Here is a 12,407-nt window from a genome sequence, read left to right on the forward strand (position 1 = left end):
ACGCTCAGAGCTTCACCGACGCGGCGATCGGCAGATGGTCGCTGTCGGTGCGGGGCAGGGACCAGGAGGCGACCGGTTCGACGCCCTTCACCAGGACCTGGTCGATACGGGCCATCGGGAACGCGGCCGGCCAGCTGAAGCCCATGCCGTCGCCGGCCGCGCCCTGGGTGGAGCGCATCTGGGAGGTGACGGCGTTCAGCGAGCGGTCGTTCATGGTGCCGTTGAGGTCGCCGAGGAGGATCACCTTGTTGTTGGGCTCGTCGGCGATGGCCTCGCCGAGCTGGTCGGCGCTGCGGTCTCGCTGGTTGGCGGTGAAGCCGGCCTTCAGCTTGACCCGTACGGACGGGAGATGGGCCACATAGACGGCGACGGCGCCTTCGGGCGCGGTCACGGTGGCGCGCATCGCACGGGTCCAGCCGAGGCGGATGTCGACCGGGCGGCTGTCGGTGAGCGGGTACTTGCTCCACAGGCCGACCGTGCCGCGTACGGAGTGGTACGCGTACGTGTCTGCCAGCGCCTCCTCGTACCTGGGCACGGCCGCGGCCTTGAGCTCCACCAGCGCCACGACGTCCGCCTCGGTTTCGGCGATCGTGCGGGCGGTGCCCTCGGGGTCGGGGTTGTCGGCGTTGACGTTGTGCGAGACGACCACGAGGTCGCCGCCGGTGCCGGTCCGGTCGAAGGCGAGGCCGCCGAAGAGGTTCGCCCAGACGATCGCCGGGGCGAGCACGGCGATCAGGGCGGTCGCCGAGCGGCGCAGCACGGCGAGGCCCACGAGCACCGGGACGAAGAGGCCGAACCAGGGGAGGAACGTCTCGACGAGACTGCCCAGATTGCCGATGTCGTTGGGGATGTGACGGTGCAGCACCATCAGGAGGGCGAGCAGGACCGCGCACACGGCGAGCACGGTGCCGCGGCGCCAGATGCCGGGATCGTTCCGCCAGCGGTCCGTCACGTCGTCCACCTGCACCATTCCGTCGTCCTCACGTGCTGCTCGGTTTCCTTGCTCCGTACCGGATCACGACCCTAGGCGATCACGGAACGGCCCTACTGCCTGGATGACGGCCCCCCTGGTGGCGGGGGTTCCTGGGGTTGTGGGCAGGGCGCCGACTGTGACAGAACGCGCACACTTCTGGCCAGAGGTTGCTACGCGGGGTGAGGTGGCGGGGGCGTCGCCGCCGCACCGGCCAGGACGGTGTCCACGATCCGCGCCGGGAGGTCCTCGTCGAGGTCGGCGTCCGGGGTGATGACGGTGCGCAGCAGGACGGGGCCGCTGAACAGGTCGCCGAGAAGGTCGAGGTCGACGTCGGGGCGGATCTCACCGGTCGCGACGCCGCGCCGCAGCACGTCGAGGGTGGCGCGGCGGTGCGGCCGGATCACGGCGCGGTGGTAGGCGTCCCGGAGCGCGGGGTAGCCGCGGAGCTGGGCGAAGAGGGTGTGGAGGACGGCGGAGGAGCGCTTGGCGACGCCGCGCCGGCGCAGGATCTCCAGGAGCGCGACCAGGTCGTCGCGCACGGAGGTGCCGGGCAGCTCGGGCTCCGGGGGCTCGATGGACCGCATGACCTCGACGAGCAGCTCCTCCTTGCCGGGCCAGCGGCGGTAGATGGTGGCCTTGCCGACGCCGGCGGTGCGGGCGATCCGCTCGATGGACACCTCGGGCAGGGGGACGCCGTCCTCCAGGAGCCGGACGACCGCGTCGAGGATCGCCCGCTCCACCACTTCGCTGCGCGGCCTGCCCCGGCGCGCGGCGGGCGGCGGGCCGTCGGCGGGCGGCGGGCCGTCAGCGGGCGGCGGGCCGTCAGCGGGCGGCGGGCCGTCGGCGGGCTGGGCCGAGGACGGGGCCGAGGACGTGGCGGGGCGACCGACGTCCATGGGGTCGCGGTCGTGGGGTTCCGGTCGGGCCACCGGGTCCGCCTCTCGTCGCGTACGGGTTCAGCGCGGCAGCGATTCTCGCCGGTCGTCCTCTCCCGTAGGGAACCGGTCGCCCTGCTCCGGACCGCGGCCCGGGAGGAAGGCGGCCATCACCACCGCGCCCAGGGCCGCGACGGTGGCCGAGCAGAGGGCGGTGACGTGCATGGCGTTCAGGAAGGCGGTGTGGGCGGGGCCGACAAGGGCCTCGCCCGCCGGGCCCAGCCGCTGGGCGGCGGCCAGGGTGCCCTCCACCGACTCGCCCGCCGCGTCCCGGACGCCCGGCGGGACCGGGCCGAGGTGCTGTTCGATCCCGCGCCGATAGGCGGCGGACAGCAGCGAGCCGAGGACGGCCACGCCGAGGGCCCCGCCGATCTGCCGGAACGTGTTGTTGATCGCGGAGGCCGAGCCGGCCTTCTCCCGGGGCAGCGACTGCATGACCGCGACCGTCACGGGCGGCATGACGTGCGCCATTCCCGTGCCCTGGGCGAAGAGGACCAGCTCGATGGCCCATACGGGTGTGGCCGCGTCGAACGCGGCGAACGCGGCCATGCACGCGGCGACCAGGAGCAGCCCCGCCGTGCAGACCGTACGCGCGCCGAACCGCCGCACCACCAGCCGGGACCGCGCCGCGAACAGCAGCTGCGGGGCCGCGAGCGGCAGGAGCAGCAGACCCGCCTGGAGCGCACTGAAGCCGCGGACGGTCTGCAGATAGAACACCGAGACGAAGGTCACACCCATCAGGGCGAAGAAGACCAGCGCGATCCCGCCGACGGCCGCCGAGAACGCCGGCTTGCGGAAGTACGCCATGTCGATGGCCGGATGGGCGGTGCGCCTCTCGTGGGCGACGAACCCGACGAGGACGAGCAGCCCGGCCACGACGGGCAGCAGGACCGACCAGTGCGTCGCGTCGGACAGCTCGCCGCCCCGGATGATCCCGGACACCAGCAGGACGAGCCCGACGATCGACAGCGCGGCCCCGCCCGGGTCGAGCCGCCCGGGCGCCGGGTCCCTGGACTCGGGTACCAGCGCCAGCACCGCGATCAGCGAGACGATCACGACGGGCACGTTGACCAGGAAGATGGAGCCCCACCAGAAATGCTCCAGGAGCAGCCCGCCGGTGACCGGGCCCACGGCGATGGCCACCCCCACGGCGGTCACCCACATGCCGATCGCGCGCGGCTGTTCCTCGCGCTCGAAGACGTTCATCAGGATCGCGAGGGTCGCCGGGAGCACGAACGCCGCCCCGAGCCCCATCACCGCGCGCTGGACGACCAGCTCGACGGCCGAGTCGGCGAGCGCGGCCAGCGCGGAGGCGATCCCGAAGACGACGGTGCCGAACAGCAGCGTCCTGCGCCGTCCGAGCCGGTCGCCGAGCAGACCCGCGGTGAACAGCAGGCCCGCGAAGACCAGGGCGTACGCGTTGATCGCCCACTCCAGCTGGCTCTGTGTCGCGCCGATGCCGATGGGCGGCGGGCTTGCGATGGTCTTGACCGCCACGTTCAGGATCGAGTTGTCCAGGACCACGATGAGCAGGCTGAGCATCAGCACGGCGAGGATCACCCAGCGCCGGCGGTGGACCTCCTCCGGGATGTCGCGGACGGGCCGGCGGGCGTGTGGCGTGCGTGGGGGCTGGGCCATGGGCCCACCGTAAGGCGAATTCCGATACGGCGCCGTTTCGTATTACTCCGCTCTCCGGCCACTCCGCCTCTCCGCCTCTCCGACTCCTCCGCCTCCTCAACCTCTCCTGCCACTCCCCTCCCCGCCTCACTCCCCCTCCCCGCATCACTCCGCTTCCCGGCTCACTCCGCTCCTTCCCGCCTTCTCCCCCGCTCGGTGTTCCGCCCCACTTCCCCCCGCGCGGCACGAAGTGCCACCATGGACGTGGTCCGGGGACGCCGTCAGGGCGCCTCGAGATGACGAAGGAGTCGTTTCACATGACGCTTCAGCCTGCCCCGAAACAGTCCGGCGACAGCAGCGGGGAGCCCGCGAACAAGCACCCCAAGGCGCTGTACGGCGGAAAGGGCACGCGCCGTATCACCGTCCACGACATCGCCGCCGCCAAGGAGCGCGGCGAGAAGTGGCCCATGCTCACCGCCTACGACGCGATGACCGCGTCCGTCTTCGACGAGGCCGGCATCCCGGTTCTGCTCGTCGGCGACTCCATGGGCAACTGCCACCTCGGCTACGACACCACCGTGCCCGTCACGCTGGACGAGATGGCCATCCTGTCCGCCGCCGTCGTACGGGGCACCAAGCGCGCCCTCGTCGTCGGCGACCTGCCGTTCGGCTCGTACCAGGAGGGCCCGGTCCACGCCCTGCGGTCGGCGACGCGGCTGGTCAAGGAGGCAGGCGTCGGCGCGGTCAAGCTGGAGGGCGGCGAGCGCTCGCTGCCCCAGACGGAGATGCTGGTGCAGTCCGGCATCCCCGTGATGTCCCACCTCGGTCTGACCCCGCAGTCCGTGAACACCATGGGCTACCGGGTGCAGGGTCGCGCCGACGAGGACGCGCACCGGATGCTGCGGGACGCGAAGGCGGCGCAGGACGCGGGGGCGTTCGCGGTCGTCCTGGAGCTCGTACCGGCCGATCTCGCCGCCGAGGTCACCCGGTCCCTGCACATCCCGACCATCGGCATCGGCGCGGGCCCCGACACGGACGCCCAGGTCCTGGTGTGGACGGACATGGCGGGGCTGACCGGCGGCAAGGTTCCGCGGTTCACCAAGCAGTACGCGGACCTCCGCCGGACGCTGGGCGACGCGGCCCAGGCGTTCGCGGACGACGTCGCCGGCGGGGCGTTCCCCACCGAGGAGCACACCTTCCACTAGCCACTGCGGCACGGACGACAGCCCGCCGACTTCCCCCATCGGCGGGCTGTCGGATGTCCGCGGCCGATCCACAGGTGATCTGTCGGCGGTCTGTCGGCGGGCTGTCGGCGGGCTGTCGGCGGGCACTGGTCCCATGGGGGACATGACACGATCCGACACCAACGCCGTCGAGGTACGGGGCCTCGTGAAGCACTACGGCGAGACGAAGGCGCTGGACGGAGTGGACCTCGACGTACGCGAGGGCACCGTCCTCGGCGTACTCGGGCCGAACGGCGCCGGCAAGACCACCCTCGTCCGCTGCCTGTCCACCCTGATCGTCCCGGACGCCGGGACCGCCACCGTCGCCGGGTACGACGTACTGCGCCAGCCCCGGCAACTGCGCCGCGCCATCGGGCTGACCGGTCAGTACGCCTCCGTGGACGAGAAGCTCTCCGGCTGGGAGAACCTCTACATGATCGGTCGGCTGCTCGACCTGTCCCGCCGGGACGCCCGGTCCCGCGCGGACGCGCTGCTGGAGCGGTTCTCGCTCACCGAGGCCGCCAAGCGGCCCGTCCTGCAGTACTCGGGCGGCATGCGGCGCCGCCTCGACCTGGCCGCCTCCATGATCGGCCGGCCTGCCGTGCTGTACCTGGACGAACCCACCACCGGCCTTGACCCGCGCACCCGCAACGAGGTCTGGGACGAGGTGAAGCGCATGGTCGCGGACGGTACGACCGTGCTGCTCACCACGCAGTACATGGAGGAGGCCGAGCAGTTGGCGAGCGAGCTGACCGTCGTCGACCGGGGCAGGGTCATCGCCCGGGGCGGGGTCGACGAGCTGAAGGCGAAGGTCGGCGGCCGCACCCTCCAGGTCCGCCCCGTCGACCGGGCCGAACTGCCCGCGATGGCACGGGCGCTGACCGAGTCCGGGCTGGCCGGCCTCGCGGGCGCCACGGTCGTCCCGGACGAGGGCGTGCTGTACGTACCCATCCTCAGCGACGAGCAACTGACCGCCGTCGTGGGCCTGCTGGGCGCCCGCGGGCACGCCATCTCCCACATCGGCACGAATCTGCCGAGCCTGGACGAGGTGTTCCTGGCCATCACCGGTGAGCGACTGCCGGTGTCCGACGAGAGCCCGAAGGAGGAGGCCGCGTGAGCACCGTGACCACCGAGTCGGCCGCCGGTCCCACACTCGTCCGGGAGGGCGGCGACGGCGCCCCGCGGCCGCACGGCCCGGTGGCGCCCGTCGAGGGGCGGATCACCCCGCGCGCCCATCTGCGCCACATCGGCGCGCTGACCCGCCGTAACGCCCTCCAGATCAAGCAGAACCCGGAGGCGATGGTCGACGCGCTGCTGATGCCGGTCGTCTTCACACTGCTGTTCGTGTACGTCTTCGGCGGCGCGATCTCCGGGCATGGCAACCAGCAGGACTACGTCAACTATCTGGTCCCGGGCCTCATGGCGATGATGGGCCTCAACATCGCCATGGCCGTCGGCACCGGGGTCAACGACGATGTGAAGAAGGGCGTCATGGACCGGTTCCGGTCCCTTCCGATCGCCCGGTCGTCGATCCTCATAGCGAAGATCGTCGTCGAGATCGGCCGGATGATGGTGGCCACCACCATCCTGCTCACCATGGGGTTCCTGCTGGGCCTCGAGGTCAGGACGTCGGTGCTCCATCTGGCGGGGGCCGTCGCGCTGTCGCTGGCCTTCGGCGCCTCACTGATGTGGATCTTCGTGCTGCTGGGCCTGAGCCTCAACACGGCGCAGGCGGTGCAGGGGGTGGCCATGCTGGTGCTGATGCCGCTGCAGTTCGGGTCGTCGATCTTCGCGCCGCCGGAGTCGATGCCGGCCTGGCTGCGGACGTTCACCGAGTACAACCCGCTGTCGAATCTGGCGGACGCGGCGCGGAACCTGCTCAACGGCGGGCCGGTCGCCGAGGCGGTGTGGATGACGCTCGGCTGGGCGGCGGTCATCACGCTGGTGACGGCGCCGCTGGCGGTGGCGAGGTTCCGCAAGCGGACCTGACGTCAGGGGTGTTCGAGCAGGGCGGCGGCCTCCTCCATGGTGAGGCCGCCGCCCTCGGCGTACGCCACGTCGAAGGCGGTGTCGCCGAGCGCGGCGCGCGCCGCCGCCACCGCCGCCGTGAGGTTCTCCCGCTCCACCGGGGACCGGACATGGCCCTCCGGCAGTTGCTTCTCCTGGGCGCCGAGCAGGACCGCGGCCGTGCGGGCGCGGCCGCCGAGGCCGGTCATCGCCCGTGCGGCGGTGACGAGATGGAGCGCGGTCAGCTGCGGCGCGAGCATCATGGACAGCGGGTCCCGGGACCGGTGCAGCGCCTGGGCTGAGAGGCGGAGGGCGCTGTCGTGGTGGCCGTCGAGGTTGTCGAGCCACGCCAGGCAGCCGAGGGTGAAGCCGTCGAAGAGGGAGAGCGTCTCGGAGCGGAAGTCGTCGCGGAGCCGGCGGAGCAGGTCACGGGCCTCGGCGGTGCGGCCGGTGCGGCCCAGTTGGAGGGAGAGGTGGAGCCGGGCCAGCGGGTGCGCCTCGTGTCCGGCGCCGCAGCCCTCGGCCAGGACGGCGCGGAGGATGGCCTCCGCCTCGTCGGCGCGGCCCAGTTCGGGGAGCACGGCGGCGTACCGGGTGCGGAGCAGGGACACCTGGGCCTGGGCGTCGAGGCGTTCGGCGTGTGCGACGGCGGCCTGGTAGTCGGCGGCGGCGCCCGCGTACTCGCCGCGGTTCTCGCGGGCCTCGCCGCGGGCGGAGAGGGCTTCGGCGGCGCCCCAGGAGTCGCCGAGGCGACTGAAGATGTCCAGGCTCTCGTCGGCGTCCCGGCAGGCCGCGGCGGCCTGGCTGCTGCGGTTGGCGAGGATGTTGGCGCGCCACAGGAGAGCGTGGGCGAGGTCCCAGTCGTAGCCGAGCGCGCGGCCCGTGTCGACGGTGGTGTCGAGGAGGGTGTGCAGCTGGTCGCCGTCCCCGGAGAGGAGTACAGCGAGGATCCAGAGGATGCCGGGCATGCGGCAGGTCTGCGGGAGTCCCGGCCGGTACGCCTGGGAGAAGCGGTCCAGGAGGACACGGCCCTCGGTGGTCCAGTCGGCCATCTCGTGGTCCATGTTGACCGTCCGGACGAGCCGGATCTCGCGCCTGGCCTCCCACAGCAGGTCGTCGCGCATCGGGGGCGGCGCGTCGGTGCACCGCTCGGTCAGCGGCGGCGCGGGGGTGACGGGCGGGGCGAACGGGTCGGGGCCCAGCGCGGCGGCGGCGTCGGACCAGTGCCGGGCGTCGGTGCGCAGGTCGCGCATCTGCCAGTACCAGGTCAGCGACAGGACGAGGCAGAGCGCCTCGTGCTCGTCGCGGGCGGCGACGGCGCGGCGCAGGGCGGCGCGCAGGTTCTCGTACTCGCGCTGGAGCAGCCCGAGCGCGGCGCGCTGCCGGGCGCCGCGGAGCAGGGGGTCGGAGGTGCGGGCGAGTTCGCGGTAGTGGACGAGGTGGCGGCCCTCGGTGGCACGGCGCTCACCGGCCTGGTCGAGCCGCTCGCCCGCGTACTCGCCGACGGTCTCCAGGAGCCGGAAGCGCATGGCCCCTTCGTCGCCCGGTGAGGCGACGACCAGCGACTTGTCGACCAGGGAACCGAGTACGTCGAACGTGTCGGCGCCGACGTCGCAGACGGCTTCGGCGGCATCCAGGTCACACCCCCCGGAGAACACGGAGAGCCGCCGCAGCACAGCACGCTCCTGGTCGTCGAGCAGGTCCCAGGACCAGTCGACGACGGCGCGCAGGGTCTGCTGGCGGGGCAGGACGGTGCGGCTGCCGCTGGTGAGAAGGCGGAAGCGGTCGTCGAGCCGGTCGGCGATCTGGCGCGGGGTGAGGGCACGGAGGCGGGCCGCGGCGAGCTCGATGGCCAGGGGCAGGCCGTCGAGCCGACGGCAGATCTCGGCACAGGCGTCGGGGTCGTCGTGGACGACGAACCCGGCCCGGGCGGCAGCGCCACGCTCGCCGAGCAGTCTCAGCGCCATGGGATCGGGCAGCGGCTCGACGGGCCGCACCACCTCGCCGCCGACGGCGAGGGGTTCGCGGCTGGTGGCCAGGACGGTGAGGCCGGGGCAGTGCTCCAGGAGGTGCTCGGCGAGGCGGGCGGCGGCGGTGACGACGTGCTCGCAGTTGTCCAGCAGCAGGAGCATGCGGCGGGCCGCGCAGTGTTCGGTGAGCCGGACGAGGGGGTCGTTGCCGCGCGGTTCGGCGGCGCGCAGCTCCTCCGCCCCGGCGCCCCGCAGCACGGTCTCGCGCGCCCCGAGCGCGGTGAGCACGGCCTCGGTTACGGCGTCGGGGTCGGCCACCGGCGCGAGTTCCGCCACCCACACCCCGTCGGGCCACCGCGCGGCCCCCCGCTCGGCCACCTCCTGCGACAACCGCGTCTTCCCGGCCCCACCGGCCCCGAGCAACGTCACAAGCCGCGCCTGCCCGAGGTCCCCGAGGATGACCCCGATGTCCTCCCCCCGGCCGACGAAACTGGTCAGCCGGGCACGGAGGTTCCCCTGGCGGGGGGCGGGTGAGGCGGGGGCGGAGCCCCAGGGTGCGGGCCCCGCGGGGACAGGCGCGCCGGGCACGGCAGCACCGGAACCGGGCGTCGCGGAGACCGGTCCGGCGGGCTCGGGAGCCGCGGAGACGGGGCCCACGGGGCCGGATTCGCCGGACGGAGCAGCATCGGGGCCAGGAGGCGTGGTGGCCGGCGCCGCAGGTGTCGCGGGCCCGGCGGCGGGAAACGCAGGACCGGCCGCCCCGGGCACGGCGGCAGGCGTCACCGGCGCGGCGGCGTCAGGGCCCGGCGGCGCCCAGACCGGCGACGCCCCCGGTGCGGGAGCCCCGGAGGCACGGGGCGCAGGGGCGGGGGCCTCGGGTGCGGCGGTCGCGGGGGCGGTCGGCGTCCGGGGCGGTGTGCCGGGTGCGATCGCGGGGGGCGTGGCCGGCGCGGACGGTGGTGGGGGCGGGGGCGGGGGCGGGGTGGTGGGCGAGGGGGGCCCGGGCGTCGGGGCGAGGAGTTCCGTGTGGAGGGCGCGGAGTTGCGGGCCCGGGTCGGTGCCCAGTCGGGCGGCCAGGTGGCGGCGGACCGCCTCGTACGCGGCGAGGGCCTCGGCGGGGCGGCCCGCCGCGCGGAGGGCTTTGATGCGCAGGGCGTGGAGGGGTTCGTCGAGGGGGGCGGTGTCGCACAGGGCGGCCAGTTCGGGGAGGGCGTCCTCGGGGCGGCCGAGGGCCAGTACGGCCGTGAGGCGGGAGCGGAGGGCGCCGTGCCGACGGGTCTCCCAGCGGGCCGCCTCCGCCGTCCGGTCGGGCAGGTCGGCCAGCACCGGGTCACGCCAGAGCGCCAGCGCCTCGTCCAGCAGGCGCAGGGCCTTGGCCGGTTCGCCCGCCTCCAGGGACCGTACGCCCTCCCCCGCGAGCCGCTCGAACCGGTGCGCGTCCACATCGTCCGGGGCGGCGTCCAGCCGGTATCCGCCGGGCGCCGACACGACCGCCCCGGGGCCGAGAGCGCGGCGCAGCCGCCCGACCAGCGCCTGGAGGGCGGCGACCGCGTCGGCGGGCGGCGCGTCGCCGTTCCACACCTCGTCGACGAGGAGCCCGACCGGGACGGTGCGCCCGGGGCGCAGCGCGAGTGCGGTGAGCAGCGCGCGCAGCCGCGCGCCGCCCACCGGGACGGGGGTGCCGTCCGGGCGGTGGACCTGCGTCGGGCCGAGTACGGATATCTGCACGTGCCCATTCTCCGTGACGCGGCGGTACGGTCGTTGTCCCGACCGAGGAGGGCCCCGATGCCGACCGCCGCCGCCGACCGCCGCCGTGGTGGCGACCGCCGGATCAGCCCCGTCTTCCTGGGCATCGCCGCCGTCACGGCCGCGGCGGGGTGGGCGGTGTGGGCGGGCGCCGCCTCCGGCGTGGGGCGTGGCCTGGCCCTCTTCCTCTTCGTCACGTCCGCGTGGGTCGTCTCTCTGTGTCTGCACGAGTACGCGCACGCCCGCACCGCGCTGCACAGCGGCGACCTGTCCGTGGCCGCGAAGGGCTATCTGACGCTCAATCCGCTGAAGTACACGCACGCCGTGCTCAGCATCCTGCTGCCGCTGCTGTTCCTCGTCATGGGCGGGATCGGGCTGCCGGGCGGTGCCGTGTTCATCGAACGGCACCGTATCCGGGGGCGGCTGCGGCACAGCCTGATCTCGGCGGCGGGCCCGCTCACCAACGTCCTGTTCGCCGCCGTCTGCACGGCGCCGTTCTGGCTGGACGCCCTGGACGGCGTCCCCGTGGCGTTCCGCTTCGCGCTGGGCTTCGTGGCCCTGCTCCAGGTGACGGCGGCCATCCTGAACTTCCTGCCGGTGCCGGGCCTGGACGGCTACGGGGTGCTGGAGCCGTGGCTGTCCGAGCGGGTCAGGCGGCAGATCGAGCCGTTCGCGCCGTACGGGCTGCTCGCGGTGTTCGCGCTGCTGTTCGCGCCGGAGGTGAACCAGGCGTTCTTCGGCCTGGTCGACGGGGTGCTGGGGACGCTCGGCGTCACCGAGGTGGAGTCGTACTGCGGGCGGGACCTCTACCGCTTCTGGCAGGAGACCAACCCGAACTGCGAGTTCCTGCTGGACGTCACTCGGTGACGTGCGACGCCGCGCCGGCGGCGGCCTGGTGGCGGCCACGGCGCCAGTAGTACCACGTCATGTTGGACGAGACGCCGGCCAGCAGCACCCACACGATGCCGAGCCAGGTGCCCTGGACGAACGAGACCACCGCCGCGACGGCTGAGAGGACGCAGACGGCGAGGGTGTAGAGCGCGAGGCGGGGCATGGGGGTCGGCTCCTGTCCGATGGTGGTGACGTGCCCGTCCAGTGTCCCCCATCCGTCCCCGTGCCCTCCTCGCGGCTCTCCCACGGCGCCCGGCTCAGCTCGCGGACGTGTCCTGGACGTCCGTGACGCGCAGGCCCGCGTGGGCCTTGTAGCGGCGGTTGACCGAGATCAGATTGGCCACCAGCGACTCGACCTGGTGGGCGTTGCGGAGGCGGCCCGCGAAGACGCCGCGCATGCCGGGGATGCGGGCGGCGAGCGCCTGGACGACGTCGGTGTCGGCGCGCTTCTCGCCGAGGACCATCACGTCCGTGTCGATCTCGTCGATCGTCTCGTCCTGGAGCAGCACCGCCGACAGGTGGTGGAACGCGGCGGTCACCCGCGAGTCCGGCAGCAGGGCCGCGGCCTGCTGGGCGGCGCTGCCCTCCTCGGGCTTGAGCGCGTAGGCGCCCTGCTTGTCGAAGCCGAGGGGGTTCACGCAGTCGACGACGAGCTTGCCGCGGAGCTCCTCGCGGAGGGCCTGAAGCGTCGCGGCATGGCCGTCCCACGGCACGGCGACGATCACGATGTCGCTGCGGCGGGCGCACTCGGCGTTGTCGGCGCCCTCGACGCCGAGGCCCAGCTCGGCGGCGGCCGCGCGGGCGCGTTCGGCGGCGCGCGAGCCGATGATCACCTTCTGGCCGGCGCGGGCCAGCCGGTAGGCGAGGCCGCGGCCCTGGTCGCCGGTGCCGCCGAGGACGCCGACGACGAGTCCGGACACGTCGGGCAGGTCCCACGGATCGCGGGTCTTCTTGGTCTCCGTCTCAGTCATGGTGGTGACACTACGTGCCACGCTCCCCGTACGGGTGACAGGGCGGCGAAGGCCCGCGCGGCCGACACCCGCGG

The 12,407-nt window shown here is 73.7% G+C and carries 10 protein-coding genes; 4 read left to right on the plus strand and 6 right to left on the minus strand.

Annotated elements, in window-relative coordinates; all coding sequences use genetic code 11:
• Window positions 1–4 precede the first annotated feature (4 nt).
• The 3 genes from FVS66_RS17090 to FVS66_RS17100 all read right to left on the minus strand — a co-directional run bounded on the left by FVS66_RS17090 (window position 5) and on the right by FVS66_RS17100 (window position 3,546).
• On the minus strand, window positions 5–970 hold the full coding sequence (locus FVS66_RS17090; RefSeq protein WP_149182040.1) for an endonuclease/exonuclease/phosphatase family protein: 966 nt from the start codon (window positions 968–970) through the stop codon (window positions 5–7).
• Between the two features lie 173 nt (window positions 971–1,143).
• The gene (locus FVS66_RS17095; protein WP_149182041.1) at window positions 1,144–1,869 is read right to left on the minus strand and encodes a TetR/AcrR family transcriptional regulator; all 726 of its coding nucleotides are present in this window, start codon (window positions 1,867–1,869) and stop codon (window positions 1,144–1,146) included.
• A 60-nt stretch (window positions 1,870–1,929) separates the two neighbouring features.
• On the minus strand, window positions 1,930–3,546 hold the full coding sequence (locus FVS66_RS17100; RefSeq protein ID WP_149182042.1) for a DHA2 family efflux MFS transporter permease subunit: 1,617 nt from the start codon (window positions 3,544–3,546) through the stop codon (window positions 1,930–1,932).
• Window positions 3,547–3,842: 296 nt separating this feature from the next.
• On the opposite strand from FVS66_RS17100, the gene panB reads away from it, so the two are divergent.
• From panB to FVS66_RS17115, 3 genes are all read left to right on the plus strand, one after another.
• On the plus strand, window positions 3,843–4,730 hold the full coding sequence (panB, locus tag FVS66_RS17105; RefSeq protein ID WP_149182043.1) for a 3-methyl-2-oxobutanoate hydroxymethyltransferase: 888 nt from the start codon (window positions 3,843–3,845) through the stop codon (window positions 4,728–4,730).
• A 133-nt stretch (window positions 4,731–4,863) separates the two neighbouring features.
• Window positions 4,864–5,865 carry an ATP-binding cassette domain-containing protein gene (locus FVS66_RS17110; protein WP_187645558.1) on the plus strand — a complete coding sequence of 334 codons (1,002 nt, stop codon included), beginning with the start codon at window positions 4,864–4,866 and terminating at the stop codon, window positions 5,863–5,865.
• Window positions 5,862–6,737 (plus strand): ABC transporter permease, encoded by an 876-nt coding sequence (locus FVS66_RS17115; RefSeq protein ID WP_399225723.1) that lies wholly within the window; start codon window positions 5,862–5,864, stop codon window positions 6,735–6,737. Before FVS66_RS17110 ends, FVS66_RS17115 begins: the two co-directional genes overlap by 4 nt.
• Window positions 6,738–6,739: 2 nt before the next feature.
• Here the strand turns inward: FVS66_RS17115 and FVS66_RS17120 are convergent, their stop codons facing one another.
• Window positions 6,740–10,453 (minus strand): BTAD domain-containing putative transcriptional regulator, encoded by a 3,714-nt coding sequence (locus tag FVS66_RS17120; RefSeq protein WP_149182045.1) that lies wholly within the window; start codon window positions 10,451–10,453, stop codon window positions 6,740–6,742.
• A 57-nt stretch (window positions 10,454–10,510) separates the two neighbouring features.
• Between FVS66_RS17120 and FVS66_RS17125 the strand changes: the two genes are divergently transcribed.
• Complete coding sequence (locus FVS66_RS17125) at window positions 10,511–11,338, plus strand: site-2 protease family protein (protein ID WP_149182046.1); 828 nt, start codon at window positions 10,511–10,513, stop codon at window positions 11,336–11,338.
• Here the strand turns inward: FVS66_RS17125 and FVS66_RS17130 are convergent.
• Both FVS66_RS17130 and npdG read right to left on the minus strand, forming a co-directional pair.
• Entirely contained in the window at window positions 11,328–11,525 is a 198-nt protein-coding gene (locus FVS66_RS17130) for a hypothetical protein (protein ID WP_149182047.1), read from the minus strand. The two genes, FVS66_RS17125 and FVS66_RS17130, sit on opposite strands and share 11 nt — an antisense overlap.
• Window positions 11,526–11,619: 94 nt before the next feature.
• Complete coding sequence (gene npdG / locus FVS66_RS17135) at window positions 11,620–12,333, minus strand: NADPH-dependent F420 reductase (RefSeq protein ID WP_149182048.1); 714 nt, start codon at window positions 12,331–12,333, stop codon at window positions 11,620–11,622.
• Window positions 12,334–12,407 lie beyond the last annotated feature (74 nt).

The sequence above is a fragment of the Streptomyces sp. TRM49041 genome (genome assembly GCF_008271805.1).
GTDB lineage: Bacteria > Actinomycetota > Actinomycetes > Streptomycetales > Streptomycetaceae > Streptomyces.